The organism is Tritonibacter mobilis F1926 (genome assembly GCF_000376545.2).
GTDB classification, from domain to species: Bacteria; Pseudomonadota; Alphaproteobacteria; order Rhodobacterales; family Rhodobacteraceae; genus Epibacterium; species Epibacterium mobile.
On sequence record NZ_CP015230.1, the window covers coordinates 220,740 to 247,210 of the forward strand.

The following is a 26,471-nucleotide window of genomic DNA, read 5'->3' on the forward strand; positions in this document are numbered from 1 at the left end:
AGGCCTGTGCACAATGTCTCGTATTGGTAAAAAACCGGTCGACCTGCCCAGCGGTGTTTCCGCGAGCCTGTCCGGCCAGACCATCGAAGTGAAGGGCCCGAAAGGCGCCCAGACCTTCACCGCAACTGACGACGTCACCCTCACTGTTGAGGACAACGTGGTGAAAGTTGAGCCGCGCGGTAAATCCAAGCGCGCGCGTCAGCAGTGGGGCATGTCCCGCACCATGGTTGCCAACATGGTTCAGGGCGTCACCCAAGGTTTCAAGAAAGAGCTTGAAATTCAGGGTGTTGGTTACCGGGCTCAGATGCAGGGCAACACCCTGAAGCTGAACCTTGGCTATAGCCACGACGTCGATTTCACTGCTCCGGAAGGTGTCACCATCACCGCACCGAAGCAGACCGAAATCGTTGTGGAAGGTGCAGACGCGCAAGCGGTAGGCGAAGTGGCGGCGAAAATCCGCGACTGGCGTCGTCCCGAGCCCTACAAAGGCAAAGGCATCCGCTACAAAGGCGAGTTCATCTTCCGCAAGGAAGGCAAGAAGAAGTAAGGACAAGCAAAATGGCAAACAGCAAACGTACCCTGTTTCTGAAGCGTCGTCTGCGCGTCCGGAACAAGCTTCGCAAGGTGAACGCAGGTCGTCTGCGTCTCTCCGTGCACCGCTCGAACAAGAACATCTCTGTTCAGCTGATCGACGACGTCAAAGGTGTGACTCTCGCCGCAGCCTCGACCCTGGAAAAGGATCTTGGTTTTGTAGGCAAGAACAACATCGAAGCGGCAACCAAAGTAGGTTCCGTGATCGCAGAGCGCGCGAAAGCGGCTGGCGTGACCGAAGCATACTTCGATCGTGGCGGTTTCCTCTATCATGGCAAAGTGAAGGCTCTGGCCGACGCTGCGCGTGAAGGTGGTCTGAAGATCTAAGGATCAACCGGGCGTCCCGCTGGCCGGGGCGCCCGAGCGATTTTGGAAAGAGTGGACCGCCTTGGTGGTCCCGATGATCCGGGGGCAGGCCTTGCGGCAAGCTCACCAGGATTGGAGCATTTGACGGGGCGGTCTGACTTCCTCGTCACATCATGAAGGAATGCCAAATGGCAGAACGTGATAACCGCCGCGGCAACCGCCGCGACCGTGAAGAGACACCGGAGTTTGCAGATCGTCTGGTCGCGATCAACCGCGTGTCCAAAACCGTTAAGGGTGGTAAGCGCTTCGGCTTCGCCGCGCTCGTCGTCGTAGGTGACCAAAAAGGTCGCGTCGGCTTCGGCAAAGGTAAAGCCAAAGAGGTGCCCGAGGCGATCCGCAAGGCAACCGAGCAAGCCAAGCGCCAGATGATCCGCGTGCCGCTGAAAGAGGGTCGTACCCTGCACCACGACATGTACGGTCGCCACGGCGCCGGCAAAGTGGTCATGCGCACCGCTCCGGAAGGTACTGGTATCATCGCCGGTGGTCCGATGCGTGCCGTGTTTGAAATGCTGGGCATCAAGGACGTGGTTTCCAAGTCCGTTGGCTCTCAGAACCCTTACAACATGATCCGCGCCACCATCGACGGCCTGAAAAAAGAGCAGAGCCCGCGCTCTGTTGCTCAGCGTCGTGGCAAAAAGGTTGCTGACATCCTGCCCAAGCGGGACGAAGCACCTGCGGAAGCAGAAGCGTAAGGAGACTGATCCATGGCTAAAACAATCGTCGTGAAACAGATCGGTTCCCCGATCCGTCGCCCCGCCGAACAGCGCGCAACCCTGATCGGCCTGGGCCTGAACAAGATGCACAAAACCCGCGAACTGGAAGATACCCCTTCCGTACGCGGCATGATCAACAAGATCCCGCATCTGGTGGAAATCGTCGAAGAGCGCGGCTAAGCCTCTTTGTCGACATGCACTAAAAAACGCCCTCGGAGAGATCCGGGGGCGTTTTTTGTTGATAAGGTCAATGCGCCGGTGGGCGCGCGCCCTCCTACGTGTGGTGCGGTGGCTTGGTGCCCGCAACGCTGGTGGCGCAGCCAAAGAAGTGTTTCTTCATCTCGACCGAAAGACCATTTGCCCGCAATGCATCCGCAAAATATGTGCAGTCGCCAAAATTCTGTGTGTAGGCGCCGATCATGCTGAAATCATTTGCACCGCGCAGGAAGTACCGCTCAATCAAAGGGAGCATCCTGTCGAGGTAGAACCGATAGAAAGGCCGCAGCATCCATCCTTTGGGGTCGGAGGCCTCAATCAGGGAAAAGCTGCCGCCGGGTTTCAGAATACGTGCGATCTGTCTTGCCAACTCGCTTTGTTGATCGGTGTTGAAGGTCTTCAGCCCAAAGGTCGAGACAAGTAAATCCGCATGGTTTGCGGGCAGGTCGCTTTGCAGCGCGTTGGCTTCGATATGTGTGATCCTATCGGAATAGCTGCGATGCAGCCGCTCTACGGCCTCAAGATGCATGCGATGCGAAATATCCAACGCGGTGATGGTCGCAACCTCGGGTATCCGGCGCAGCACGTAGGGCCAGACCTCGCCGGTGCCAGCCATCAAGTCGACCACAACAGGGCGCGATCCAACACGACGCGGCAGGCGCGCGACGCATTGATGTCGCCAGATCGCGACAAAGCCAAACGAACTCACGGCGCTCCAGCTGCGGTAGCTTGAGGAGCATCGATCAAAAAGGTCAGCGACAAATTCAGGGTCGTAAATGTCTTTGGCGGGTTCGGTCATGGCACCTTCGCAATGGGTTGGTGTGCAAGGGAAAGAGAGAAAATTGTGTCTTTCGTTCACTCTCACGAAAGGGAAGGGGAATGTCAGGTGGGAAAATGCGGGTTAATAGATCGTCTATGCACCTGCAGCATAGCGGGTGTTCCGAACTGTCAGTTGTTAGCGCCAACACCCTACCTTATCTTCGCAAGTGTCAAAGGAATTGAACAGAGACAACAAGAGCCGCGGAAACCCGTCCCGGCTAGAGATAAGGACCAAAACACATGGCACATGTACTGAACACAAACATCGCGTCTTCTTCCCTTTTTGCCCGCCTGCGTGGCGTGGCAGAGAATGCCCGCACCTCCTGGGCGCTCTACAAGGAATATAAGCGCACCTATGACGAGCTGGACGCGCTCACCGACCGTGATCTGGCCGACATCGGCATTCGTCGCTGCGATATCGCTGATCTGGCGCGCACCCACGTTTACGGCGCGTGAACGCTCGATCTCTGAGATAAGGCGGCCGCCATCCGATCCTCCTCCCTTAGTATGAGCAGCCCCATAAAAGCGCCTCCACATCGTGGGGGCGTTTTTGTTGCGCGAGGGGCGCGCGGTCCGGTAGGGGGATCTTTGCGTGGATAGGGTATTGTGTTCGGCGAGTTGCGCAACTCGCAGGCCGGTCGTGGCAGGCTGGCCAATCTGGAGCAGGACCCCCGGAGTGACGTCTGGGGGTGCAAGGTCAGATATCTGTTCTTCTTGGAGGGTGACGCCTCCGATCCATTTCCAAACTGGCGGCGCCGCCCTTTATCACTTTCAGCGCCCTCATCACACAGACAGCGGTAGAGACGCCGTAAAATACACCCCAATGGCGCGTGACAATGCCTGTGGGATTTACAACCGTGGCCGGGATGCGGCACGGTCCACTCAGTCTATCTGAGAGGAATATGCCATGTTTCGCGCCCGACGCAGCCTGTGTGCCCTGTTTTGTCTGACTTTGGCCGCAGGCTGTATGAGCGATGACATCAGCGGCTCTAATCAGATCGGCGATTCACCGGAGGGGCGCGCGGCGTTGATGGGCGCGATTGAACCCGGACGCACCACTATTTCAGAGGTGATTGCTCTCTACGGGAAGCCGGTGGCCAAAAACCCGCAGGGTGGGCGGAACATGCAGGCGAATTTTGCCAGCTATTCTGGCACGTCGGGGTATAGCGCGGTGCAGTATAATGCCGATACCGGCGTGATCTACCGTGTAGAAAACTACCGTTTCGATGCGGCGGAGCAGCGATATGTGCTGGAGGCGCGCAAGGACAGCTCTGGCACGGGGCGCTCCGCCACGCCTAATACGCCCCCCGTGGCGCAGGCCAAGGCGCAAGTGATCGTCAGCAATGCCACTCCTTTTGCGCTGACATCGGTCAGCATCAGCCCCTGTGGCAAGCGCACCCCAGATGCCATGGCCCCCAAAGAGACCATCGAGCCGGGTCAGACGCGTGCGTTTGCGGTGCAGCCCGGGTGCTATGACTATCACGTCTGGGGCTACGAGTTGGGGCGTCTTCTGGGCGAGGTCTCGGTAACGGGCGGGACGGTCAATGTGGGGTCCAGTGCTAAAGAGACGGTTACCATCACCAGCGCGTTGAAGAAATAGCGCCGCGATATCGCGCGCTGCCTTGGGTCATCAGGCGCATCGGGTGAGGCCGCTCTTGATCCCGCACCGCATCCCGTCTATACGCCCCCGGTGGCCTTTTGTGCTGCAAGAATCAAAACCAAGAAATGCCGTGTCTGACCCTGATCGCTTCATGGGGTCACTTCCGGCTGTAGGAGAAGCGATATGAAACTCAATGAACTGCGCGACAACCCAGGTGCAGCCCAAAAACGGACCCGCGTTGGCCGTGGTCCGGGTTCCGGCAAAGGTAAAATGGGTGGCCGCGGTATCAAAGGTCAGAAGTCCCGTTCCGGTGTAGCAATCAATGGCTACGAGGGTGGCCAAATGCCGCTCTACCAGCGTCTGCCTAAGCGTGGCTTCAACAAGCCCAACGCCAAGAAATACGCTGTTGTGAACCTCGGCCTGATCCAGAAATTCATCGACGCAGGCAAGCTCGACGCGGCTTCTGTGACCGAAGACAGCCTGGTTGCATCCGGTCTGGTTCGTCGCAAGCTCGACGGCGTCCGCGTGCTGGCCAAAGGTGAATTCACCGCAAAAGCGACCATCGCTGTGACCGGTGCCTCCAAAGCTGCCGTCGAGGCAGTCTCCAAGGCAGGCGGCGCCCTGACCGTGGCATCTGAGGCCGCAGCTGAGTAACGGCTTGTGAGCGGCGCGTAAGCCGCTTACATAAGTCATCAGTTTTCCCATACGCCGTCCGAGCCGGAAAACGGTTCCGGGCGGCGTTTTCGCAAAAAGAGACTCCTTTTATGGTATCAGCAGCAGAACAAATGGCGGCGAACACCAGCTGGGCAGCGCTCGGCAAGGCCACGGATCTGCGCAACCGCATCCTGTTTACGATCGGACTTTTGATTGTCTATCGTTTGGGCACTTGGATTCCCGTTCCGGGAATCGACGCCGATGCATTGCGCCAGTTCATGGACACCGCCGGGCAGGGCATTGGCGGTATGGTGTCGATGTTTACCGGTGGTGCATTGGGCCGCATGGGTATTTTTGCCCTGGGCATTATGCCCTACATCTCGGCCTCCATTATCGTGCAGTTGCTGACCTCCATGGTGCCCGCGCTCGAACAGCTCAAGAAAGAGGGCGAGCAGGGTCGCAAGAAGATCAACCAATACACCCGCTACGGCACTGTGGTGCTGGCAACCGCACAGGCTTATGGCCTTGCGGCTTCGCTGGAAGCGGGGGATATGGCCTTTGATCCGGGTCTTTATTTCCGCCTCTCGTGCATGATCACGCTGGTGGGCGGAACCATGTTCCTGATGTGGCTGGGTGAGCAGATCACCAACCGCGGCATCGGCAACGGTATCTCGCTGATTATCTTCGTCGGCATCATTGCGGAAATCCCGGCCGCGATTGCACAGTTCTTTGCCTCTGGCCGGTCTGGTGCGATCTCTCCGGCGGTGATCATCGCGGTCATCGTGATGGTGGTTGCAGTGATCATGTTCGTGGTCTTCATGGAGCGTGCGCTGCGCAAGATCCACATTCAGTACCCGCGTCGCCAAGTCGGCATGAAGGTCTATGATGGTGGTTCCTCGCATCTGCCCGTGAAGGTCAACCCGGCAGGCGTGATCCCGGCGATCTTTGCCTCCTCGCTGCTCTTGCTGCCGACCACGATCTCCACCTTCAGCCAGGGTTCCGCATCAAGCCCGGTGATGAGCTGGCTCTTGGCGAACTTTGGCCCCGGCCAGCCGCTCTATCTGCTGTTCTTTACAGGGATGATCGTGTTCTTCGCGTATTTCTACACCTTCAACGTCTCGTTCAAGCCGGATGAAGTTGCGCAAAACCTGAAGAACCAGAACGGCTTTGTGCCCGGAATTCGCCCCGGCAAGAAGACTGCGGAGTACATCGAATATGTGGTGAACCGCATCCTTGTGCTCGGGTCAGGCTATCTCGCACTGGTGTGTTTGCTGCCGGAGATTTTGCGCAACAATTTCGCCATTCCGGTTTACTTTGGCGGTACCTCGGTTCTGATTGTGGTCTCTGTGACCATGGATACGATCCAGCAGGTACAGAGCCATCTTCTCGCGCACCAATACGAAGGCCTCATTGAGAAGAGCCAACTGCGCGGTCGTAACAAGAAACGCACCAAACGGGGACCGTCTCGCCGATGACCAATATCATTCTCTTGGGCCCGCCGGGCGCAGGCAAAGGAACACAGGCCAGCCATTTGGTTGAAAGCCGCAACATGACTCAGCTCTCCACCGGTGACATGCTGCGCGCTGCGCAGTCCTCCGGCTCCGAGATGGGCAAGAAAGTTGCCGCGATCATGGCCGAGGGCAAACTTGTCACCGACCAGATCGTGATCGGTCTGATCCGTGAACGCCTGCAGGAGGGTTCAGAGGGTGGTTTCATCTTCGACGGCTTCCCGCGCACTCTGGCGCAAGCGGATGCGCTTGAGAAACTGCTGGCGGAAATGGATCTGAAGCTCGATGCAGTGATCGAGATGCAGGTCGATGATGAGGTGCTCGTAAAGCGCATCGTCAACCGCGCCGAAGAGGCACGCGCTGCGGGCAAAGAAGCGCGTGCGGACGACAACGAGGAATCCGTACGCATTCGCCTGATGGAATACTACAAAAAGACCTCGCCGCTGATTGGCTACTACTGGGCCAAGGGCAACCTGCAGCGCCTCGACGGTATGGCCTCCATTGATGAGGTGCAGAAATCCATCGCGTGGATCTTGGGCGAGTAAGCCTGATTCTCATCGCAGAATTTCTCGACAGGCTGCCCATGGGCGGCCTGTTTTTCTTTTGGGGCAGGGGGCGCAAGGCGGGGGCGATCTGCTCTCAAATTGGGCATTGCTGACTCTGTCGAGATGGCCGATACTGACGTGAGGCAACAGGAGTTACAGCCCACGCCGTTTCCTTCCGGTTTGAGGGTTGACCCATCCGCCAAATCCACATACGAACCCACATCCCTGCTGGGAATCATTCCAGGCGGGCAATTTGCGTTGTCCACCTGATTACCTCGAGACATGCGAGACCCTTTGGCACACGCCAATTGGTCGAGTGTTGTGAAAAAAGGTTCTGGAGCTACGGAACCGCAACCAAAAAGGAAAGTGACACGTGGCACGTATTGCCGGCGTTAACATCCCGACTGCCAAACGGGTCCCGATCGCCCTGACCTATATCACGGGTATCGGTCCTGCATCCGCCAAAGCCATCTGCGAGGCCGTGAACATCGACGTAACCCGTCGTGTGAACGAACTCTCCGACGCAGAAGTTCTGGCGATTCGCGAACACATCGACGCAACCTTCACCGTTGAAGGTGACCTGCGTCGTGAAGTGCAGATGAACATCAAGCGCCTGATGGATCTCGGCTGCTACCGTGGCCTGCGCCACCGTCGCAACCTGCCGGTCCGTGGTCAGCGTACCCACACCAACGCTCGTACTCGCAAAGGCCCCGCAAAGGCCATTGCTGGTAAGAAGAAGTAAGGGAGGGTCCTGACAGATGGCACGTGATAAAACCCGCACGAAGCGTAAAGAGCGTAAGAATATCGCAACGGGCGTTGCCCATGTGAACTCTTCGTTCAACAACACCAAGATCCTGATCTCTGACGTTCAGGGCAACGCGATCTCCTGGTCCTCCGCTGGCACCATGGGCTTCAAGGGCTCCCGTAAGTCCACGCCCTATGCTGCGCAGATGGCTGCAGAAGACGCGGGCCGCAAGGCTCAGGATCACGGCGTAAAGACCCTTGAGGTCGAGGTTCAAGGCCCCGGTTCGGGTCGTGAATCCGCCCTGCGCGCGCTGGCCGCAATCGGCTTCAACATCACCAACATTCGTGATGTGACCCCGATCGCCCACAACGGCTGCCGCCCGCCGAAGCGCCGCCGCGTCTAAGCGACAGCAAAGAATACTGGGGCCTTGCCATGTGCAGGGCCTCAGTTCGTCATTAGAAACCTCGGGCGTCTGATCCTTTGGACATGGGGTTCAGACAGGAATGGAGGGAACGCATGATCCATAAGAATTGGGCAGAATTGATCAAGCCCACGCAGCTTGAGGTGAAACCGGGCAATGATCCGGCACGTCAGGCAACGCTCGTTGCGGAACCGCTGGAGCGTGGCTTTGGTCTGACGCTCGGCAACGCACTGCGCCGCATCCTGATGAGCTCGCTGCAAGGCGCGGCCATCACATCCGTTCAGATCGACAACGTGCTGCACGAGTTTTCCTCCGTGGCCGGTGTTCGTGAAGACGTCACAGACATCATCCTGAACCTCAAGCAGGTCTCCCTGCGCATGGAAGTCGAAGGGCCCAAGCGCCTGTCGATCAATGCCAAAGGTCCGGCCGTCGTCACCGCAGGCGACATTGCCGAAACTGCTGGCATCGAGGTTCTGAACCGCGAGCACGTTATCTGCCACCTCGACGATGGTGCGGATCTGTTCATGGAACTGACCGTCAACACCGGCAAAGGCTATGTCTCTGCCGACAAGAACAAGCCCGAGGACGCTCCGATTGGTCTTATTCCGATCGACGCAATCTATTCCCCGGTCAAGAAGGTCTCCTACGACGTTCAGCCCACCCGTGAGGGCCAGGTGCTGGATTATGACAAGCTGACCCTCAAAGTTGACACCGACGGCTCCATCACGCCCGAGGACGCGCTGGCGTTTGCAGCCCGCATCCTGCAGGATCAGCTGTCGATCTTCGTGAACTTCGACGAGCCGGAATCCGCAGGCCGTCAGGACGAGGACGATGGTCTCGAGTTCAACCCGCTTTTGCTCAAGAAAGTGGACGAACTGGAACTGTCCGTGCGTTCGGCAAACTGCCTCAAGAACGACAACATCGTCTATATCGGCGATCTGATCCAGAAAACCGAAGCCGAGATGCTCCGCACCCCGAACTTCGGCCGCAAGTCCTTGAACGAGATCAAGGAAGTGCTGTCTGGCATGGGTCTGCACCTTGGTATGGACGTCGAGGACTGGCCGCCGGACAACATCGAAGAGCTGGCCAAGAAATTCGAAGACAGCTTCTAAGCTGGACTTTCGATCTGAGGGGGGCTAAGGCCCCCTTCAAAATTCCCGGACCTGCCGGGGAATGAAGGCGAGAAAGGCTCCAGTGGAGCGTTTCGACCCTGAATGGGCCTTCCGCCCCAAGGTGAGCAGCCGACACGCATCAGCTGCCTGACAAAGCAAAACGCAAGTTAAAGGATATAGAAAATGCGTCACGCACGTGGTTATCGCCGCCTGAACCGTACTCACGAGCACCGTAAGGCCCTGTTCTCCAACATGGCTGGCTCGCTAATCGAACACGAACAGATCAAGACCACCCTTCCCAAAGCAAAAGAACTGCGTCCGATCATCGAAAAGATGATCACGCTGGCAAAGCGCGGCGACCTGCACGCCCGCCGTCAGGCCGCTTCCAAGCTGAAAGAGGAAAAGGACGTCGCGAAACTGTTCGAAGTCCTGGGCCCGCGCTACAAGGATCGTCAGGGCGGTTACGTCCGCATCCTGAAGGCTGGTTTCCGTTATGGTGACATGGCGCCTATGGCGATCATCGAATTCGTAGACCGCGACATTTCCGCAAAAGGCGCAGCCGATAAGGCCCGTCTGGCAGAAATCGAAGCCGTCGAAGACGAAGAATAAGATCTCGCGGTCATCCGACCGTCTGACTTCCCCCGCTCTGGAAACAGGGCGGGGTTTTTTGTTTGGACGATGGCGAAGTCTCGTCAGGTCGGACAATCCCCGATTTTCCCCTCGGGAGGGGGCTTGCGTGCTCACTCAGGCTCGGGCTCTGTCTTGATTATGCTGGCCTGATTATGCGGAGATTTTAGTCGGCCGCCTTTTTCACAAACTGGCTCTTGAGGCCCATCTGCCCGATGCCCGGCACCTTGCAGTCGATATCGTGATCACCGTCGACCAGACGGATGCCGCGCACTTTGGTCCCGACTTTGACCACAGAAGAGGACCCTTTGACCTTCAGGTCCTTGATCACTGTCACCGTGTCGCCATCCACCAGAACATTGCCCACACTGTCGCGCACCACCGGCGCGTCTGAGGCGGCCTCAGCAGACCATTCATGGCCGCACTCGGGGCAGACCAACAGGGCGTCCATCGCGTATGTATAGACGGAGGCGCATTCGGGGCAGGGGGGCAAGGTATCTGTCATGACAATCCCCTTACTCCCTAGCCCCGCCTGCGCCTAGTCAAATGTTTCCCGACGCCTACGCCTCGCGCGGGTCATGAAGATACATGCGCCAATTGTGCTCAGGCGCAAAACCCAGCAATCGCTCGGCCTTCTCAATACAATAAAAGGTCTCATCCTCTCCCATTTCCTTGGCGGGGATGCCGTCATAATAATGGGTGATGATTTCGGAGGTGGTCAGGTTCACTGAGTGATCGCTGTTGGCCACGTTAAAGATCTCGTAGCCAAGGCCGTCGACCTCCAGACAGCGCTGCACCATCTGGCCAAGATCCCGTGCGTCGATATAGGCAAAGATGTTGCGCCGCCGCATGTCCGGGTCGGCCATATAGGCGGGGAAGTTCGCCTTGTATTCATGCGGCTCGATCACATTGTTGATGCGCAGCCCATAGATATCGGCACCGGTGCGGCGCTGAAAGCTTTGTGCGGCGTGCTCATTGGCGACCTTGGACATGGCATAGGCATCCTCGGGCACCACCGGATGGTCCTCGTCGATGGGCAGATACTCGGGTTTGCGCTCACCGCCTGCAAAACAGATGCCATAGGTGGTCTCGGAGGAGGCAAAGATCACCTTTCGCACACCAGCCTTCAGCGCCGCGTCGATCACATTGTAGGTGCCGATGGTATTGATCCGGTAGCATTCATTATCTGAGGTCATCAAAAGGCGCGGCACGGCGGCGAAATGCACAACCGCGTCAAAGGGGGGCGGGGTTCGGTGATGCTCCATCTCGTCATAGCCCGCCCAAGCATGCATCACGTCGTGCATCTGACCGGCATCCGAAATATCCGCGATGCGGTTGTCGACACCGGGCAGGTCCAGCGGTTTCAGATCCACGTTGACCACCCGATGCCCTCGTGCCAGCAAATAGGCAATCACATGACGCCCGGCCTTGCCAGACCCTCCGGTGAATAGAATACGCATGACGTCCTCCTCATATTTTTGCGGGAGGATAGCGTTAACGGAGCTTCGGTCCAGTGCACTCTTGCGTGATCCACCTCCCGCGCGCCTCAGACATTGTTTTCTGCGCTGCAGCGCCCTATCACCAATGCACAGCAACGTAAGGACAGCTTTGATGAGCACAACACAGCCCAAACCCCTCCTGACCCTCTTTGATCTGCAAGGTCTGGTCTTTGGCGTGTTGATGTGTTCGCTCGGCGTGGTGTTCCTGAAGGCCGCGGGACTGGTGACCGGGCAGACGGCGGGGATTGCGCTGTTGCTCTCTTATGTGTTGCCGCTGGGCTTTGGGCCGCTGTTTTTTATGATCGGGATTCCGTTCCTGATCCTTGCATGGAGCAAACGCGGCGCGGTTTTTGCTCTGCGCACGGTGATGGTGGTTCTGGGGATCTCTGCCGGGGCGCAGATCCTGCCGCACTACCTGAACTTTGATGCGCTGCACATCGGCGTTGCGGCGCTCTTGGGTGGGGCCTGCAGCGGGGCCGGGCTGATCGCGATCTTTCGCCACAATGCCTCTGCCGGTGGCATGACCATTCTTGGCATCATCATCGAGCACCGCACCGGGTTCAAGGCTGGCTGGTTCCAACTGGGCGTCGACGCTTGTGTCTTTGCCGCTGCCGCGCTGGTGCTGTCACCCGAACAGCTGATCTATTCCTTTATTGGCGCGATGTTCACCAACCTCTGCATCGTGTGGAATTTTGACGTCGCCCAAAGCGGCACAGGGCGCCCCGGCTATGGGCGCGCCACGCCCAAAGAGCCTAGCGCCGACTGAACGCAAGGATGATCTGTCGCGCCTGACGCTGGAACAGGCCGGGGCCTTTGGGAGCGCCACCTGTGGCCTCAACCTCGGCAATCACGCGCCGCGCAAGCCAGATCGCAAAGACGCCAAAGATCACACCGCCCACCGCCTGACCGATCAATGCGCCGGATGCGCCATAAAAATGCGCGCCGAGCCACACCAGCGGGATGGTCCCGATGGTATTGCGTCCCCAGTTCAGCCAGGTGGAGTTGAACGGGCGGCCAAGGTTGTTGAAGCTGGCATTGGCCACAAAGATCGCTCCGTTAAAGAAGAACGCCAGTGCGAGCGGGCCGCAAAACAGATAGATCAGCGTGAGCGCGGTGCCGTCGGCGTCAAACAGCGCCGCAACATGGGTGCGCAGGGCAAACAGGATCGCCGTCATCACCGCCACAAAGATACCAGTGAACAGGAGCGCATCCCAAAACGCGCGCCGCACACGGGCAAAATTCCCCGCGCCGTAGTTCTGTCCGACAATCGGCCCCACGGCACCCGACAGCGCAAAGATGGTGCCAAAGGCCAGCGGCGACATCCGGGCGATAATCGCCATGCCCGCCACCGCATCCTCACCAAACTCCGCCATGGCGCGAGTGACAAAGGCCTGTCCGACCGGGGTGGCCAGCTGCGTGAGAATCGCCGGAAAGGAAATCGCAAAGATCGGCGCAAGCCCGGCGATAAACAGCGACAGCGGCGGGCGCTCCAACCCGCCGTGGTGGCGAAAGATCGGCCCCAAGGCAAAGACCGCAACCGCCACGCGCGAGGCCGCACTGGCAAGGGCCGCGCCGGTCAGTTCCATATTAAGGCCAAAGATCAGGATCGGGTCCAAGACCGCATTGACCAGCCCCCCGGCAATGGTGGCCATCATGGCGCGGCGCGCATCGCCATGGGCGCGCAGGATTGCCCCGCCCGCCATCCCCATCAACAGCAGTGGCAAGGTCGGCACGATGATTTGCAGATAGTCCACCGCCAGATCATGCGCCCGCCCGCTGGCCCCAAGGAGCGACACCAGCGGCGAGAGGTAGATCCAGATCACCACGGCAAAGAGCGCCGAGAAAACTCCGCCCCATATCAAGGCGTTAGAGGCCTGCTGCCGCGCCAGTACGTGATCCCCCGCGCCGAGGGCCCGCGCCACCAACGCGCCTGCCGCAATGGCAATCCCGATGTTGAATGAGGTGGTGAAAAACAGGATCGCACCGGCATAACCCACGGCGGCCGCCAGCTCTTCTTTACCGAGCATGGCGATAAAGACCATGTCGATGAAATCCACCGCAAACACCGCCATCAACCCCACCGAGGAGGTGAGCGACATCACCGTGATATGGCGCAGCAAATTGCCCTTGAGAAACTTGGCCTGTTGCATGTGCGGATCTCCGTCATCTGGGTCTTTGCGGAGCATCCGCTGGTCCTATCTAGTCACACGGCGCGCAGGTACAAACCCTTTCCCGTCCGTGTTCCTCCCGGTGCCTTTGATGAAATCATGGCAATTTTTGGGGATCGACAGGCGCGCGAATCTCCGCTAGCGTCCGGCGCATGACCCAACAGTTCGCCCAGTTCTGGTATTACTTTTATCCGCGCCACATGGCGGACGGAGGGTCTTCGCGTTTCTGAATTGAACTGACAGAAACATCAGAATACCGCACCAAACCGCCCCGGGACCAAGGGCGGTTTTTTGTTGTCCAGAGGTCCAAACGGGGCACCCGCCAAAGGAAAGCCCCGATGACAACGCTCTCTGCGACCCCGACAAATGACCTCCGGATTACCGATATGCAGGAATTGATCTGCCCCGAAGCCCTTGCGGTGAAACACCCGCTGACCGATGCCGCGCGCGAGACCGTCCTGTCTGCACGCGCCAGCATTCAGAAGATCCTGCATGGCGCGGACGACCGGCTGGTCGTGGTGGTTGGCCCCTGTTCTATCCACGACCCCGAGGCCGCACTGGACTACGCCCGCCGCCTCGCCCCTCTGCGCGCCGAGCTGGGCGACCAGCTAGAGATTGTGATGCGGGTCTACTTTGAAAAACCCCGCACCATCGCGGGCTGGAAGGGGCTGATCAACGACCCCAACCTCGATGGTTCCTTCCGCATCAACAAGGGCTTGTCGATTGCCCGCAAACTCTGCCTCGAACTGAGCGAGATGGGCCTGCCGGTGGGGACCGAATTCCTCGATGCGGCGGTGCCGCAATACATCAGCGATCTGGTCAGCTGGGCCGCGATTGGCGCCCGCACCACCGAGAGCCAGATCCACCGCGAGATGGCCTCAGGCCTGAGCTGCCCGGTGGGGTTCAAGAACGGCACCCGCGGCAATGTGCAGATCGCCATCGATGCGGTGCGCTCTGCCGCAACGCCGCATCATTTCATGGCTCTGGCGCCCTCGGGCCTTGCGGCGATTGCCGCCACGGCGGGCAACCCCGATTGCCATATCATCCTGCGCGGCGGCGGTGGTACCAACTATGACGCGGCCAGCATTGATGCCGCCTGCCAAAAGGCCGCGGCCGACGGCATCCGCCCGCAGGTGATGATCGACGCAAGCCACGCCAATTCCGCCAAAGACCCGGCCAAACAGCCCGAGGTGCTTGCGGATGTGGCCGATCAGATGGTGCAGGGCGAAACCCGCATCACCGGCATCATGATCGAGAGCCACCTCAAACACGGCCGCCAGGACCTGCCCTCGGGCGGCGATCTGTCGACCCTCACCTACGGTCAGTCGATCACCGACGGCTGCATCGGCTGGGAGGAAACCGAAACCCAGCTGCGCAAACTGGCACAGGCCGTGGACAGCCGCCGCGCCCTTGGCGCGCGCCTTGCAGGCTGACCGGAGCCGGGGGCGGCGCAAATCCGCCCCCTTCATCTTCTAACCAAAAATATCCCGGGGTGAACTGACCGCAGGTCAGGAGGGGCAGCGCCCCTTAAATCCCGGTTTTTCTGCACATGCTTGCAATCACCTGTCCGCCTCCGCATATCATCAGAACCGAAATAATATGTCCGGAGGCCCCATGATCCGCAGTCTTGCCCTTCCCCTGACCCTCGCTCTGGTGACCAGCTTGCCGCTTGCGGCGCAGGCAGAGACCAAAGTACCGCAGAGCCAGACCGAGATTTCACTGGGTTTTGCGCCACTGGTCAAAGAGGCCGCACCGGCGGTTGTGAATATTTACGCCAAGATCATCCGGCAGAACCGTGCCCGCAGCCCCTTTGCCGATGATCCGTTCTTTGATGATTTCTTTCGCCAGTTTGCCCAGCCGCGCCCAAGGGTGCAGAACTCGCTCGGATCTGGCGTGATCCTGTCCGACGATGGCATCGTGGTCTCAAACTATCACGTGGTCGGAGAGGCATCCGATATCCGCGTGGTGACCAATGACCGGCGCGAGTATCAGGCCGAGGTGATCCTTGCGGATCAGGCATCCGATCTGGCGATCCTGCAGTTGAAAGACGCCGAAGGCTTGCCGTTCCTTGGCCTGCGCAACAGTGACGAGGTCGAGGTGGGCGAGCTGACCCTGGCCATCGGCAACCCCTTTGGGGTGGGGCAGACGGTGTCCTCGGGCATTATCTCGGGCCTTGCGCGCACGGGCACCGGCGGCGGGCAGGGGTTTGGCTATTACATCCAGACCGACGCGCCGATCAATCCGGGCAACTCTGGTGGGGCGCTGATTGATGTGAATGGCGATCTCATTGGCATCAACACCCGTATCCTCAGCCGCTCGGGCGGCTCCAATGGTATTGGCTTTGCCATCCCGGCCAATCTGGTGCGCGAATTTGTGCGTCAGGCGCGTGAGGGCGAAGGCGAATTTCAGCGCCCGTGGGCGGGGATGACGGGCCAGCCGGTGGATTCCGATCTGGCCGAGGCGCTGGGTCTGGGCCAGGTGGACGGCATGCTGATCTCCGAGTTGCATCCGCAGAGCCCCTTTGTCGAGGCGGGTTTTGAGGTGGGCGATGTGGTGCTGGCCGTGGACGGCGAGCCGGTGAACTCGCCTTCCGAGATGGCCTTTCGTCTGTCGGTGGCGGAACTGGGCGGCACCAGTGCGGTGACACGGGTGCGTCAGGGCGAAACCGAGACCGTTGAGGTCGCGCTGATGGAAGCGCCCAACTCTCCGGCTGCTGATCCGATCACGCTGAACGAACAGACCCCGATGCCGGGGCTGGTGGTGGGGCAGGTGAACCCGCAGGTCATCACCAAGATGCAGCTGCCGCTGTCGACCGAAGGGGTGGTGGTGATGGACCCCGGCCCCTATGCCGGGCGCGGCGGCGTGCGCGCGGGGGATTTGCTGCTGGCCATCAATGGCGAGGAGATCACAGCGCCCGAGGATGTGGCGAACCTTCTGATGAACAGTGGCCGCTGGATGCGGCTGGATCTGTTGCGACAGGGCCAGCGCGTGTCGCTGCGGTTCCGGCTCTGAGCAATGGCGGATCTGTTTGACAGCGGGGATGCGGGCGCTCAGCGCGATCACGGCGGGGCCAATGACGCGCCGCGCCCGCTCGCGGACCGGTTGCGGCCCCGCACGCTTGCCGAGGTGATCGGGCAGGAGCAGGTCTTGGGCGAAGAGGCGCCTTTGGGGGTGATGCTGGCCTCCGGGAGCCTCTCTTCGCTCATTTTCTGGGGGCCACCGGGGGTGGGCAAGACCACCATCGCGCGGCTGTTGGCGCAGGAAACCGATCTGCATTTTGTGCAGATCTCGGCCATTTTCACCGGCGTGCCGGATCTGAAGAAAGTGTTTGAGGCCGCTAAGATCCGTCGCCAGAATGGGCAGGGCACGCTGCTGTTTGTGGACGAGATCCACCGTTTCAACAAGGCGCAGCAGGACGGGTTCCTGCCGCATATGGAGGATGGCACAATTCTTCTGGTCGGGGCCACGACGGAAAACCCGAGTTTCGAGCTCAATGCCGCCGTGTTGTCGCGCTCGCAGGTTTTGGTGCTGGAACGCCTGAGCCTTGCGGATCTGGAGCGGCTGACGCAGCGCGCGGAACAGGCGCTGGAGCGCAAGCTGCCGCTGTTGCCGGAGGCGCGCGATGCGCTGCATCAGATGGCCGATGGCGACGGGCGGGCGCTCTTAAATCTGATCGAGCAGGTCGCGGCCTGGAAGGTGGATCAGCCCCTGGGCCGGGAGGCGCTGGCGACGCGGCTGATGCGGCGGGCGGCGAAATACGACAAATCCGGCGATGAGCACTATAACCTCATCTCGGCGCTGCATAAATCGGTGCGTGGCTCCGACCCGGATGCGGCGCTTTATTGGTTTGCGCGGATGCTGGAGGGCGGTGAAGATCCCAAGTATCTCGCCCGGCGTCTGACCCGGATGGCGGTGGAGGATATCGCGCTGGCCGACCCGCAGGCGCAGGCGATCTGCCTGCAAGCCTGGGAAGCCTATGAGCGGCTTGGCTCGCCCGAGGGGGAGTTGGCGCTGGCGCAGGCGGTGATTTACCTCGCGCTCGCGCCCAAGACCAACGCGGGCTACATGGCCTATAAGGCGGCGCGGCGTCTGGCCAAGGAGACGGGGTCAGAGCCGCCGCCCAAACATATTCTGAATGCGCCGACCAAGCTGATGGAAGAGCAGGGCTATGGCAAAGGCTATGACTACGACCACAACGCTGAGGATGGGTTTTCGGGGCAAAATTACTTTCCCGACGGGGTGAAACGACCTGTGCTCTATCAGCCGGTGGAACGCGGGTTTGAGCGCGAGTTGCGCAAGCGCACGGAGTTCTTTGCCAAGAAGCGGATTCAGCGCCAGGGAGAGTAATTCAGGTTTGGCGGGCAAAACCTGAAGGCCTCCGGCGGGGATATTTGCGGTTAGAAGAACAAGGGCGTCAGGCTGTCACCCGCACCCATGTGCCCATGCCCGCAGCGTGATGCGACAGCATATGACAGTGAAACAGCCAGTCGCCGGGGTTATGGGCCTGAAAGGCGATCTCGCGGGTCTCTCCGCGCAGCATCAACAGCGTGTCGCGCAACGGACCGAGGGTGCCATCTGGCAGGACCTCGGAAAAATGCATCCCGTGCAGATGCATGGCATGTGGGAACTGGGTGTCGTTGACCATGCGGATGCGGATGGTTTCGCCTCGGCTTGCGGTGATCAGCGGGTCAATCGGGCGGCCTGCGGTGCCGTTGAAGGACCAGAACTGGCCCAATTGCGCGAGGTCCTGGCCGGTGAGGTTTTCGCCTTTGAATGTGGCGCTTTGCAGCCACGCCATCGCGCCGCCTTCGGTGATCAGATCGACGCTGCGGGCCGAGTTCAGATCGATGGGAAAGTCGGGGTTGGGCGGTAGTGCAGCGGGCGCGGCGCGGCGGGTGCGGGTGCCGGATGACACCGGAAAGCGGGCCAGCTCATAGCCGCCATCGCGCTCAAACTGGACGAGAAATGCGTCCTCGCCAGCCTTGGCAGTCACGTCGACAAAGAGGTCGATGCGCTGGGCGGGGGCAAGGACTAGCTGATCCGGCAGCGGCATCGGCGTGGCCAGTGGCATGCCGTCATAGGCCATCACCCAGCCCTCAAGCCCCTGTAGCCCGAGGGTGAAGATACGCGCATTGGCGCTGTTGATGAGGCGCAGGCGCAGGCGGTCGCCGGTTTTGACGGGGTGGTCCGCCACCATCTTGCCGTTGCACAAGAGCACATTGCCCATGCGGCCCGCGTGCGAGAGGTCATGCGGGGCATTGAACGCGGTATCGACCGCGGCCTCAGCCGTGACACGCAGGTCGTCGATCACCAGCGGCAGGTCCTGATCCACATCCGGCGCATCTGGTTCCTCGACGATCAACACGCCTTGCAGGCCGCGTTCGACCTGTTCCACCGATTGCGCGTGAGAGTGATACCAATAGCTGCCCGCATCGGGCAGGGCGAAATCATAGGTGAAGGTTTCACCGGGCTGGATCGGCTCCTGCGTGACGCCGGGCACCCCGTCCATGGCGTTTTCGATGCGGATGCCGTGCCAATGGAGGCTGGTGGGCTGTGGCAGGCGGTTTTCGACCTCGGCCACCAACCGTGCGCCCTGTTTCAGGCGCAGGGTCTCGCCCGGCATGGTGCCGTTGACGCACCACAGATCCGTGACCGGGTAGTTCGGCGGGGCGATCTGCTGTGATGCCGGTGCAAGCGTCAGGCGATGGGCCGTGGCGCGGGCCATGCGGGGCAGGGCGGGGAGCGTAGCGAAGGCGGTGAGCCCTTGCAGGGCGTGACGTCGGCTGAGGCGCATAAGATGGGCTTTCATATCGTTTGCCTGAGCCTAACCAGCGAGCCGTCGGGAACAAGACTTCCACCCACTGGAAGCTGACGCAGTTGTGAACGGCCCGGTCTGCGTCTGGTGCAGAGCGGCCATGGGGCGCGATTGGGCCGCAAAACTTGACATCCAGCGCGCCTCGCGCGAAGGGAGCGGGCATGTTGATAACCGTGTTGAATGTGGCGCTGGGCGGCGCGATTGGGGCAAGCTGTCGCTACCTCGTGGGGGTGGGCGTGCTGCGCATGCTCGGGCCGACCTCGTTTCCGCTGGGGGTGCTGGGGGTGAATATCCTTGGCTCTGCTCTGATGGGCGCCTTTGTGGTGCTGGCGGCGCATAAGGGGCTGACGCATCTGTCGCCCTTTGTGATGACCGGTGTTCTGGGCGGTTTCACCACGTTTTCGGCCTTCTCGCTGGAAGCGGTTACCTTGTTTGAGCGCGGGGCCTACGGGCAGGCCGCGCTTTATATTGGCCTCTCCGCAGGCCTGTCTATTGCAGCCCTTGCCCTTGGCATGATGGCGGCCAGAGGAGTGCTGACATGAGCGGCGTGCAGATGATCACCGTCACCGAAGACGACGGCGGCCAGCGGATCGACCGCTGGTTGCGGCGGCTTTTCCCGCATGTAAACCAGGGCCGCATCGAGAAGATGTGCCGCAAGGGCGAGCTGCGTCTGGACGGGGGCCGTGTGAAGGCCAACACCCGTGTTGAGGCCGGACAGGTGGTGCGGGTGCCGCCACTGGCCGAGAGCGACATGAAACTGGCCGAGGCGCGCCCGGTGAAGATCTCGGATGCCGACGCCAAGATGATTCGCGATTGCGTGGTCTATAAGGACGACGATGTTCTGGTGATCAATAAACCGGCGGGGCTGGCGGTGCAGGGCGGCTCTGGCACCACCAAACATGTAGATGGCCTCTCTGAGGCACTGCGCTTTGACGCTGAGGACAAGCCGCGGCTGGTGCATCGTCTCGACAAGGACACCTCCGGTCTGCTGGTGCTGGCGCGCAACCGCAAAGCGGCGCAGGGGCTGACCGCAGCCTTTCGCCACAAGAACACCCGCAAGATCTACTGGGCCTTGGTCGCAGGCGTGCCGACGCCCTACCTTGGCGAGATCAAGACCGGGTTGGTGAAGGCACCCGGGCACGGCAAATCCGGCGAGGGCGAAAAGATGATCCCCGTTGATCCGCGCGATGTGGATGCCACGCCCGGAGCCAAGCGCGCACATACCTATTATGCCACGCTTTACCGCGTTGCGAGCCGTGCGAGCTGGGTTGCGATGGAGCCTGTGACGGGCCGCACCCACCAACTGCGCGCGCATATGGCGGGCATGGGGCATCCGATCATTGGCGATGGCAAATATGGCGGTTCCGGTCAGGAGAACCTCGGCGATGGCTGGGGCGCGCAAATTGGCGGTCTGATCTCGAAGAAACTGCACCTGCACGCGCGCCGTTTGCAGTTCGAACACCCCGTCACTGGCAAAGTGGTGACGGTGACCGCCGCGCTGCCGGATCATATGAAAGAGAGCTGGGACACCTTTGGCTGGACCGAGGATCTGGCCGCCGACGATCCCTTTGAGACGCTGTTTTGACCTCTGCGCTGAAGCTCATTCTGTTTGATGTGGACGGGACTCTGGTGGACAGTCAGGGGACGATTGTGTCTTGCATGAATGAGGCCTTTGCGGGGGCGGGATTGGTGCCCCCCTCACGCGCGGCGATCCTGTCCATCGTGGGGCTGTCGCTGCCGCAGGCGATGACGCGTTTGGCGGCGGATCAGTCCGCGCAGGTTCAGGACGCGCTCGTTGAGGGCTACAAACGCGCCTTTCAGGCAGAGCGTTTACACAAAGGGGCGGCGCATTCGCCGCTTTATCCCGGAGCCCGCGAGGCGCTGGACGCGCTGCATGCGGTGCCGGAGTACATCCTCGGTGTGGCCACCGGCAAATCCCAGCGCGGATTGGACGCGCTGATCGAGGGGCATGATCTGGGAATGTTCGTCACCCGTCAGGTGGCCGATCACCACCCCTCCAAGCCGCATCCGTCGATGGTCCTGACCGCGATGTCGGAGACGGGCATCCCGCCTGCCGACACGGTGATGATTGGCGACACCACATTTGACATGGACATGGGCCGCGCCGCCGGGGTGACGACCATCGGCGTGGATTGGGGCTACCATGCGGCTGCGCATCTGGGGGCGGATCACATGCTGGCGGAGTTTGCCGCGCTGCCGGATCTGTTGCGCCGGATCTGGCCGGACTGACCCTGCCGCGACCACGCCCGAGACGAAGAAGGACTGACCGAGATGAGTGAATGGAAACAGAAGCGATTCTGGAAAGAGGTGAGCGTCGAGGAAGACGGCGCGGGCTTTGCCGTGGCGCTGGACGGGCGGCGCGTAAAAACACCGGCAAAAACCGCGCTGGTGGTGCCGACACGGGCGCTGGCTGAGGCGATTGCCGCCGAGTGGGACGCACAGGAAGACCAGATCGACCCGTTGTCGATGCCCAACACACGGTCGGCCAATGCGGCGATCGACAAGGTGGCGGTACAGTTCGCCGAGGTTGCCGATATGCTGGCGGAATATGGCGACAGCGATCTGTTGTGTTACCGTGCCGAAAGCCCCGAGGGGCTGGTTGCCCGTCAGAGCGAATCCTGGGATGCGGCGCTGGATTGGGCCGAGGCTGCGCTGGGCGCACGCCTGCTGCCACGCGCCGGCATCCTGCATGCGCCGCAAGACGGGGCTGCACTGGAGGTGCTGCGCAAGCGGGTGCATCAAATGACACCGTTTCAGCTCGCGGCGTTTCACGATCTGGTGGGGTTGACCGGCTCCTTGATCCTTGGGTTCGCAACGGCTGCGAACTGGCGTTCCTTGGATGAGATCTGGGAAATTTCGCGCATTGATGAGCGCTGGCAAGAGGAACTTTGGGGCCCGGACGACGAGGCGCAAGCTATTGAAGCCCAGAAAAAACAGGCGTTTGAACACGCTGCGGGTTTTTACGCGCGGGTCTGAGCGCAGGCTGAGTGATTCATGCTCGTCGCCAGCGGTTGGCGGCCCATCAATGCGGCGTCCCAATCGGGGCGCCGTTTGTCGAATCAGGGGGTCGAAGATTCGCAAATCCATTGCCCAAAAAATACCAAGCTCAAGCCGATCAAGGCGAAAAGCCCATTGATTTCGGTGATACTGCCCTTGACGTACGTTGATGAATCCGCCCAAACTCGGCCACGAAAGCGGGGCCAACCTCGCTTCAAACAGCCCGCACCGTGACGGGGTGGGTGATAAAGAACCACCAACTCAGGTGGATAGTCAGGAAGAGGTAAACATGAACAATTCCGTATTCTTTGGCGCGCTGACCGTGGCCGGTCTCGCAGCCGGTGCTGCAGCAGCCGGCACGCTGGACGACGTCAAGGCACGCGACAAACTGAACTGCGGGGTCTCCACCGGTCTGGTCGGCTTTTCTGCGCCGAACGCCAACGGTGAGTGGGAAGGCTTTGACATCGCGGTCTGCCGCGCTGTGGCAGCAGCCGTCCTTGGTGACCCGAGCAAGGTCGAATACGTGCCGACCACCGGCAAGACCCGCTTCACCGCACTGGCCTCTGGCGAGGTTGACGTGCTGGCCCGTAACACCACTTGGACCTTCAGCCGCGACGTTGACCTGAAGTTCGAATTCATCGGCGTGAACTACTACGATGGTCAGGGCTTCATGATCCCCAAAGAGTTGGGCGTGTCCTCGGCCAAGGAACTGGACGGCGCGACCGTATGTATTCAGACCGGTACCACCACCGAGCTGAACCTTGCGGACTTCTTCCGTGCCAACAACATCTCCTATGAGCCGGTTCCGATCGAGACCAACGCAGAAGCGCGCCAGCAGTATCTCGCGGGTGCTTGCGACGTCTACACCACCGACGCATCCGGTCTGGCGGCAACCCGCGCGACCTTTGACGATCCGTCCAACCACGTGATCCTGCCGGAGATCATCTCCAAAGAGCCGCTCGGCCCGCTGGTCCGTCACGGCGACAACGAGTGGGGCGACGTGGTGCGCTGGACCCTGAACGCGCTGGTCGCAGCTGAAGAGCTGGGCATCACCTCCGCGAACATGTCCGAAAAAGCAGCTGGCACCGACAACCCGGAAATCAACCGTCTGCTGGGCTCCGAGGGCAACCTCGGCGAGATGCTCGGTCTGGACGCTGACTGGGCCCAAAAAGCGCTGGCCGCTGGTGGTAACTACGGTGAGATCTTTGCCAAGACCATTGGTGAGGACACTCCGGTCGGTCTGGCCCGTGGCCTGAACGCCCAGTGGACCGATGGTGGCCTGCTTTACGCACCGCCGTTCCGTTAAGTTTTGAAACCGGAAAGGGCGTGAGGTTCTCCTCGCGCCCTTCTTCCCAGTAAAGAATAACGAAATCTGCGGCCAGTCACAGAGTGAGGATGAACCTCGCCGGGAGGATTGGAACTGCAGGCCTCGGGGATCCCTATATATGTCGACTTTGACTGACCCGCCGAAAGAGAGTTTTCGGCTGTCGATGCTGATTTACGACACCCGCTATCGCTCCGCGACCATTCAGGTGGTTGCCATGATCGGGTTTATGATCCTTATCGGATCAATCATCAGCAACACCGTTCACAACCTCACGGATCTGGGTAAAGAACCCAGCTTTAGCTTCCTGTCAGAGCCAGCGGGCTATGACATCAACCAGCGACTTCTGGATTATGACAATCAAGACAGCCACATGCGGGCGTCGTTGATTGGTCTGCTGAACACGCTGGTTGTGGCCGTTCTTGGCTGTATCACTGCAACCATCCTTGGCGTGATCATCGGCGTCTTGCGCCTGTCGTCGAACTGGCTTGTCGCCCGTTTGATGACCATCTACGTCGAGATGTTCCGCAACGTGCCGGTGCTCTTGTGGATCGTCTTCATCATGGCGATCCTGATCGAGACACTGCCTGCGCCTCGCGCCTTTAGGGGGGACACTCCCGAAGCCACGATGAGCGTCTTTGACAGCGTTGCCGTGACCAATCGCGGTGTCTATGTGCCAGAGCCGCTGTTTCACAACTCGCTTGGCAACATCCATGTGTTTGGCGATTCAGCGCTGCGCTTTGATGTCTCGCTTGATCTGATGGCCTTTTTGATCGTGCTTGGCGGCAGCCTCTATGCTTCCATGCGCATTCGCAAATGGGCTGACGCGCTGCAGGAATCCACTGGGCGGCGGCCAACGATCTGGCACATCCGCGCAGCGGTTGTGATCGTGCCATCCGCGCTCTTGATGTTGGTGCTTGGCTTCCACCTTGGTTACCCGGAATTGAAAGGGTTCAACTTTTCGGGCGGGACCCATCTGCGCAACTCCTTGATTGCGCTGTGGTTGGCCTTGTCGCTCTATACGGCGGCCTTCATCGCCGAGATCGTGCGCTCTGGTATCCTCGCAATCTCCAAAGGTCAGACAGAAGCGGCTGCGGCCCTTGGTCTGCGCCCCAAGCGGATCATGAACCTCGTGGTTCTGCCGCAGGCGTTGCGCGTTATCATTCCGCCGCTGATCTCCAACTATCTGAACCTGACGAAGAACTCCTCGCTCGCCATTGCCGTGGGCTACATGGATCTGACCGGGACATTGATGGGGATCACCATGAACCAGACCGGACGGGAGTTGGAAACCGTTCTCTTGGGTATGCTCGTGTACCTCACGATCAGCCTGCTGATTTCCAGCGCCATGAACTGGTACAACAATCGCGTCAAACTGGTGGAGCGGTAATATGAGTGACATTTCTTTCGTTCGCACGGAGATGCTGCCACCCAAAGATCCGCCAGCCAGCGAAGTTGGCGTGGTGGGATGGGCACGCGCCAATCTGTTCTCCGGTTGGTTCAATTCGATCCTGACCGTGGTGTCACTGTACATCGTGATCAAACTCCTGATCGGATTGATCGGTTGGGCGTGGGTGCCGACATGGTCGGCGACTTCGCTGCCAGAGTGCCGCGAGATCTTTGAACAGCTGGGGCGCAGCGGCCACAATGCCGGGGCGTGCTGGGGCGTGATTGCCGAACGCTGGCCACAGCTGCTGTTTGGCTTTTACCCCAATGGGTACGAGGAAGGGACGGCTGACCTGCGCTGGCGTCCGGTTCTGGCCTTTGTGTTGCTGTTCGTCGCGCTGGCGCCGGTGCTGTTTTCCGACAAGGTTCCGGCCAAGCTGATCTACTTCACCGCAGTTTACCCGTTCCTGATGCCTTGGCTGTTGTGGGGTGGCACCGTGTGGACACCGGTGTCTGCTGCACTTGGGTTTGTGCTGGGCTACGTGGTCTATAAGGCGCTCGCTCAGAGCGCATCGGAGCTGGTCGGCCTGATCGTCGGTGTTGTCGCTGCATTTGTGTGGTGGCTGTTTGTCGCCTCGCTGTTTTCATCGGCGCTGGCCTCTGTGGTCCCACTGGCACTGGAAACGGTGGAATCGCGTCAGTTCGGGGGCTTTATGCTGTCGATCACCATCGGCGTTGTGGCCATCGGCCTATCGCTGCCGATCGGGATCGTGTTGGCACTGGGACGTCAGTCGGACCTGTTGATCGTCAAAACGCTCTGCGTGGGCTTTATCGAGTTCATCCGCGGTGTGCCGTTGATCACACTGTTGTTCGTGGCCTCGACGCTTTTGAATATCTTTATGCCGCCGGGGACCAACTTTGACATCATCATGCGGGTCTTCATCATGGTGACGCTCTTTGCCTCCGCCTATATGGCCGAGGTGATCCGGGGCGGTCTCGCGGCGCTGCCAAAAGGTCAGTATGAGGGGGCCGACAGTCTTGGCCTCAACTACTGGCAGGCGCAGCGGCTGATCATCATGCCGCAGGCGTTGAAGATCTCCATTCCGGGCATCGTCTCCACCTTCATCGGCGTTTTCAAGGACACCACACTGGTGTCGGTCATCGGTCTGTTCGACCCGCTGAACCTGACAAACGCCATCCGTGCTGATGCGGACTGGAATGGTCTTGTGTGGGAGCTTTACGGCTTCATCGCGCTGCTGTTCTTCGTCTTCTGCTTCGGCATGTCCCGCTATTCCATGTATCTGGAGCGCAAACTCCAGACTGGCCATCGTTAAGGAGTTCAAC

General features: G+C 60.2%; 29 protein-coding genes. 24 read left to right on the forward strand and 5 right to left on the reverse strand.

The window, feature by feature from the left end:
- Positions 1-13: 13 nt before the first annotated feature.
- From rplF to rpmD, 4 genes are all read left to right on the forward strand, one after another.
- Positions 14-547: a 50S ribosomal protein L6 gene (gene rplF / locus K529_RS01070; protein WP_005621838.1), complete on the forward strand. Its 534-nt coding sequence runs from the start codon at positions 14-16 to the stop codon at positions 545-547.
- 11 nt (positions 548-558) lie between these two features.
- Positions 559-918: a 50S ribosomal protein L18 gene (rplR, locus tag K529_RS01075; protein WP_005621834.1), complete on the forward strand. Its 360-nt coding sequence runs from the start codon at positions 559-561 to the stop codon at positions 916-918.
- Between the two features lie 167 nt (positions 919-1,085).
- Complete coding sequence (gene rpsE / locus K529_RS01080) at positions 1,086-1,649, forward strand: 30S ribosomal protein S5 (protein ID WP_005621831.1); 564 nt, start codon at positions 1,086-1,088, stop codon at positions 1,647-1,649.
- A gap of 12 nt (positions 1,650-1,661) precedes the next feature.
- On the forward strand, positions 1,662-1,850 hold the full coding sequence (gene rpmD, locus K529_RS01085; protein WP_005621828.1) for a 50S ribosomal protein L30: 189 nt from the start codon (positions 1,662-1,664) through the stop codon (positions 1,848-1,850).
- A 94-nt stretch (positions 1,851-1,944) separates the two neighbouring features.
- On the opposite strand, the gene K529_RS01090 is transcribed toward rpmD, so the two are convergent.
- Positions 1,945-2,685 carry a class I SAM-dependent methyltransferase gene (locus K529_RS01090; protein WP_005621825.1) on the reverse strand — a complete coding sequence of 247 codons (741 nt, stop codon included), beginning with the start codon at positions 2,683-2,685 and terminating at the stop codon, positions 1,945-1,947.
- A gap of 260 nt (positions 2,686-2,945) precedes the next feature.
- Between K529_RS01090 and K529_RS01095 the strand changes: the two genes are divergently transcribed.
- From K529_RS01095 to rplQ, 9 genes are all read left to right on the forward strand, one after another.
- Complete coding sequence (locus tag K529_RS01095; RefSeq protein WP_005621822.1) at positions 2,946-3,161, forward strand: DUF1127 domain-containing protein; 216 nt, start codon at positions 2,946-2,948, stop codon at positions 3,159-3,161.
- 451 nt (positions 3,162-3,612) lie between these two features.
- Positions 3,613-4,305 carry a hypothetical protein gene (locus K529_RS01100; RefSeq protein ID WP_005621820.1) on the forward strand — a complete coding sequence of 231 codons (693 nt, stop codon included), beginning with the start codon at positions 3,613-3,615 and terminating at the stop codon, positions 4,303-4,305.
- 183 nt (positions 4,306-4,488) lie between these two features.
- Positions 4,489-4,959 carry a 50S ribosomal protein L15 gene (gene rplO, locus K529_RS01105; RefSeq protein WP_005621818.1) on the forward strand — a complete coding sequence of 157 codons (471 nt, stop codon included), beginning with the start codon at positions 4,489-4,491 and terminating at the stop codon, positions 4,957-4,959.
- 110 nt (positions 4,960-5,069) lie between these two features.
- Positions 5,070-6,434: a preprotein translocase subunit SecY gene (secY, locus tag K529_RS01110; RefSeq protein ID WP_005621816.1), complete on the forward strand. Its 1,365-nt coding sequence runs from the start codon at positions 5,070-5,072 to the stop codon at positions 6,432-6,434.
- Positions 6,431-7,012 (forward strand): adenylate kinase, encoded by a 582-nt coding sequence (locus K529_RS01115; protein WP_005621812.1) that lies wholly within the window; start codon positions 6,431-6,433, stop codon positions 7,010-7,012. The genes secY and K529_RS01115 overlap by 4 nt, the downstream gene beginning before the upstream one ends.
- Positions 7,013-7,385: 373 nt before the next feature.
- Positions 7,386-7,754 carry a 30S ribosomal protein S13 gene (gene rpsM, locus K529_RS01120; protein ID WP_005621809.1) on the forward strand — a complete coding sequence of 123 codons (369 nt, stop codon included), beginning with the start codon at positions 7,386-7,388 and terminating at the stop codon, positions 7,752-7,754.
- Between the two features lie 16 nt (positions 7,755-7,770).
- On the forward strand, positions 7,771-8,160 hold the full coding sequence (rpsK, locus tag K529_RS01125; protein WP_005621807.1) for a 30S ribosomal protein S11: 390 nt from the start codon (positions 7,771-7,773) through the stop codon (positions 8,158-8,160).
- A 113-nt stretch (positions 8,161-8,273) separates the two neighbouring features.
- Positions 8,274-9,290 (forward strand): DNA-directed RNA polymerase subunit alpha, encoded by a 1,017-nt coding sequence (locus K529_RS01130; protein ID WP_005621805.1) that lies wholly within the window; start codon positions 8,274-8,276, stop codon positions 9,288-9,290.
- Positions 9,291-9,473: 183 nt separating this feature from the next.
- Positions 9,474-9,899 (forward strand): 50S ribosomal protein L17, encoded by a 426-nt coding sequence (gene rplQ / locus K529_RS01135; protein ID WP_005621801.1) that lies wholly within the window; start codon positions 9,474-9,476, stop codon positions 9,897-9,899.
- 184 nt (positions 9,900-10,083) lie between these two features.
- Here the strand turns inward: rplQ and K529_RS01140 are convergent, their stop codons facing one another.
- Both K529_RS01140 and K529_RS01145 read right to left on the reverse strand, forming a co-directional pair.
- Positions 10,084-10,422, reverse strand: a complete 339-nt coding sequence (locus K529_RS01140; RefSeq protein ID WP_005621798.1) for a zinc ribbon domain-containing protein YjdM — start codon at positions 10,420-10,422, stop codon at positions 10,084-10,086.
- A 55-nt stretch (positions 10,423-10,477) separates the two neighbouring features.
- The gene (locus K529_RS01145) at positions 10,478-11,377 is read right to left on the reverse strand and encodes an NAD-dependent epimerase/dehydratase family protein (RefSeq protein WP_005621795.1); all 900 of its coding nucleotides are present in this window, start codon (positions 11,375-11,377) and stop codon (positions 10,478-10,480) included.
- Between the two features lie 151 nt (positions 11,378-11,528).
- Here K529_RS01145 and K529_RS01150 point away from each other — a divergent pair, with 151 nt between their 5' ends.
- Positions 11,529-12,182: a YitT family protein gene (locus tag K529_RS01150; protein WP_005621793.1), complete on the forward strand. Its 654-nt coding sequence runs from the start codon at positions 11,529-11,531 to the stop codon at positions 12,180-12,182.
- Here the strand turns inward: K529_RS01150 and K529_RS01155 are convergent.
- A complete protein-coding gene (locus tag K529_RS01155; RefSeq protein WP_046002750.1) occupies positions 12,169-13,566 on the reverse strand; it encodes an MATE family efflux transporter in 1,398 nt (465 codons plus the stop codon). The two genes, K529_RS01150 and K529_RS01155, sit on opposite strands and share 14 nt — an antisense overlap.
- Before the next feature lie 356 nt (positions 13,567-13,922).
- On the opposite strand from K529_RS01155, the gene K529_RS01160 reads away from it, so the two are divergent.
- The 3 genes from K529_RS01160 (at position 13,923) to K529_RS01170 (ending at position 17,931) form a co-directional block, all read left to right on the forward strand.
- Positions 13,923-15,017 carry a 3-deoxy-7-phosphoheptulonate synthase gene (locus K529_RS01160; RefSeq protein WP_046002748.1) on the forward strand — a complete coding sequence of 365 codons (1,095 nt, stop codon included), beginning with the start codon at positions 13,923-13,925 and terminating at the stop codon, positions 15,015-15,017.
- A gap of 181 nt (positions 15,018-15,198) precedes the next feature.
- Positions 15,199-16,596, forward strand: a complete 1,398-nt coding sequence (locus K529_RS01165) for a trypsin-like peptidase domain-containing protein (protein ID WP_046002747.1) — start codon at positions 15,199-15,201, stop codon at positions 16,594-16,596.
- 3 nt (positions 16,597-16,599) lie between these two features.
- A complete protein-coding gene (locus tag K529_RS01170; RefSeq protein WP_046002746.1) occupies positions 16,600-17,931 on the forward strand; it encodes a replication-associated recombination protein A in 1,332 nt (443 codons plus the stop codon).
- Between the two features lie 67 nt (positions 17,932-17,998).
- On the opposite strand, the gene K529_RS01175 is transcribed toward K529_RS01170, so the two are convergent.
- On the reverse strand, positions 17,999-19,393 hold the full coding sequence (locus K529_RS01175) for a multicopper oxidase family protein (RefSeq protein ID WP_080929631.1): 1,395 nt from the start codon (positions 19,391-19,393) through the stop codon (positions 17,999-18,001).
- A gap of 167 nt (positions 19,394-19,560) precedes the next feature.
- Here K529_RS01175 and crcB point away from each other — a divergent pair, with 167 nt between their 5' ends.
- From crcB to K529_RS01210, 7 genes are all read left to right on the forward strand, one after another.
- Positions 19,561-19,941 (forward strand): fluoride efflux transporter CrcB, encoded by a 381-nt coding sequence (gene crcB, locus K529_RS01180; RefSeq protein WP_009176317.1) that lies wholly within the window; start codon positions 19,561-19,563, stop codon positions 19,939-19,941.
- Positions 19,938-20,984 carry an RluA family pseudouridine synthase gene (locus tag K529_RS01185; protein WP_046002744.1) on the forward strand — a complete coding sequence of 349 codons (1,047 nt, stop codon included), beginning with the start codon at positions 19,938-19,940 and terminating at the stop codon, positions 20,982-20,984. The genes crcB and K529_RS01185 overlap by 4 nt, the downstream gene beginning before the upstream one ends.
- On the forward strand, positions 20,981-21,649 hold the full coding sequence (locus K529_RS01190; RefSeq protein ID WP_046002743.1) for an HAD-IA family hydrolase: 669 nt from the start codon (positions 20,981-20,983) through the stop codon (positions 21,647-21,649). Before K529_RS01185 ends, K529_RS01190 begins: the two co-directional genes overlap by 4 nt.
- A gap of 42 nt (positions 21,650-21,691) precedes the next feature.
- Complete coding sequence (locus tag K529_RS01195; protein WP_046002742.1) at positions 21,692-22,396, forward strand: ATP12 family chaperone protein; 705 nt, start codon at positions 21,692-21,694, stop codon at positions 22,394-22,396.
- Positions 22,397-22,706: 310 nt separating this feature from the next.
- Positions 22,707-23,723, forward strand: coding sequence for an amino acid ABC transporter substrate-binding protein (locus K529_RS01200; RefSeq protein ID WP_039982887.1), 1,017 nt, complete (start codon positions 22,707-22,709; stop codon positions 23,721-23,723).
- A gap of 139 nt (positions 23,724-23,862) precedes the next feature.
- The gene (locus K529_RS01205; RefSeq protein WP_005633188.1) at positions 23,863-25,131 is read left to right on the forward strand and encodes an amino acid ABC transporter permease; all 1,269 of its coding nucleotides are present in this window, start codon (positions 23,863-23,865) and stop codon (positions 25,129-25,131) included.
- A 1-nt stretch (position 25,132) separates the two neighbouring features.
- Positions 25,133-26,461 (forward strand): amino acid ABC transporter permease, encoded by a 1,329-nt coding sequence (locus tag K529_RS01210; RefSeq protein WP_005633190.1) that lies wholly within the window; start codon positions 25,133-25,135, stop codon positions 26,459-26,461.
- Positions 26,462-26,471: the final 10 nt, after the last annotated feature.

Bases quoted from the DNA above. Each gene is read 5' to 3' on its own strand.
- K529_RS01130 (WP_005621805.1), top strand. From the start codon at position 8,274: ATGATCCATAAGAATTGGGCAGAATTGATCAAGCCCACGCAGCTTGAG.
- rplQ (WP_005621801.1), top strand. From the start codon at position 9,474: ATGCGTCACGCACGTGGTTATCGCCGCCTGAACCGTACTCACGAGCAC.
- K529_RS01150 (WP_005621793.1), top strand. From the start codon at position 11,529: ATGAGCACAACACAGCCCAAACCCCTCCTGACCCTCTTTGATCTGCAA.
- K529_RS01095 (WP_005621822.1), top strand. From the start codon at position 2,946: ATGGCACATGTACTGAACACAAACATCGCGTCTTCTTCCCTTTTTGCC.
- rpsK (WP_005621807.1), top strand. From the start codon at position 7,771: ATGGCACGTGATAAAACCCGCACGAAGCGTAAAGAGCGTAAGAATATC.
- K529_RS01195 (WP_046002742.1), top strand. From the start codon at position 21,692: ATGAGTGAATGGAAACAGAAGCGATTCTGGAAAGAGGTGAGCGTCGAG.
- K529_RS01185 (WP_046002744.1), top strand. From the start codon at position 19,938: ATGAGCGGCGTGCAGATGATCACCGTCACCGAAGACGACGGCGGCCAG.
- K529_RS01200 (WP_039982887.1), top strand. From the start codon at position 22,707: ATGAACAATTCCGTATTCTTTGGCGCGCTGACCGTGGCCGGTCTCGCA.
- K529_RS01210 (WP_005633190.1), top strand. From the start codon at position 25,133: ATGAGTGACATTTCTTTCGTTCGCACGGAGATGCTGCCACCCAAAGAT.
- rpmD (WP_005621828.1), top strand. From the start codon at position 1,662: ATGGCTAAAACAATCGTCGTGAAACAGATCGGTTCCCCGATCCGTCGC.
- K529_RS01205 (WP_005633188.1), top strand. From the start codon at position 23,863: ATGTCGACTTTGACTGACCCGCCGAAAGAGAGTTTTCGGCTGTCGATG.
- rplF (WP_005621838.1), top strand. From the start codon at position 14: ATGTCTCGTATTGGTAAAAAACCGGTCGACCTGCCCAGCGGTGTTTCC.
- K529_RS01155 (WP_046002750.1), bottom strand. From the start codon at position 13,566: ATGCAACAGGCCAAGTTTCTCAAGGGCAATTTGCTGCGCCATATCACG.
- K529_RS01175 (WP_080929631.1), bottom strand. From the start codon at position 19,393: ATGAAAGCCCATCTTATGCGCCTCAGCCGACGTCACGCCCTGCAAGGG.
- K529_RS01165 (WP_046002747.1), top strand. From the start codon at position 15,199: ATGATCCGCAGTCTTGCCCTTCCCCTGACCCTCGCTCTGGTGACCAGC.
- rplR (WP_005621834.1), top strand. From the start codon at position 559: ATGGCAAACAGCAAACGTACCCTGTTTCTGAAGCGTCGTCTGCGCGTC.
- crcB (WP_009176317.1), top strand. From the start codon at position 19,561: ATGTTGATAACCGTGTTGAATGTGGCGCTGGGCGGCGCGATTGGGGCA.
- K529_RS01090 (WP_005621825.1), bottom strand. From the start codon at position 2,685: ATGACCGAACCCGCCAAAGACATTTACGACCCTGAATTTGTCGCTGAC.
- K529_RS01160 (WP_046002748.1), top strand. From the start codon at position 13,923: ATGACAACGCTCTCTGCGACCCCGACAAATGACCTCCGGATTACCGAT.
- K529_RS01100 (WP_005621820.1), top strand. From the start codon at position 3,613: ATGTTTCGCGCCCGACGCAGCCTGTGTGCCCTGTTTTGTCTGACTTTG.
- K529_RS01170 (WP_046002746.1), top strand. From the start codon at position 16,600: ATGGCGGATCTGTTTGACAGCGGGGATGCGGGCGCTCAGCGCGATCAC.
- rpsE (WP_005621831.1), top strand. From the start codon at position 1,086: ATGGCAGAACGTGATAACCGCCGCGGCAACCGCCGCGACCGTGAAGAG.
- K529_RS01115 (WP_005621812.1), top strand. From the start codon at position 6,431: ATGACCAATATCATTCTCTTGGGCCCGCCGGGCGCAGGCAAAGGAACA.
- K529_RS01145 (WP_005621795.1), bottom strand. From the start codon at position 11,377: ATGCGTATTCTATTCACCGGAGGGTCTGGCAAGGCCGGGCGTCATGTG.
- rplO (WP_005621818.1), top strand. From the start codon at position 4,489: ATGAAACTCAATGAACTGCGCGACAACCCAGGTGCAGCCCAAAAACGG.
- secY (WP_005621816.1), top strand. From the start codon at position 5,070: ATGGTATCAGCAGCAGAACAAATGGCGGCGAACACCAGCTGGGCAGCG.
- K529_RS01140 (WP_005621798.1), bottom strand. From the start codon at position 10,422: ATGACAGATACCTTGCCCCCCTGCCCCGAATGCGCCTCCGTCTATACA.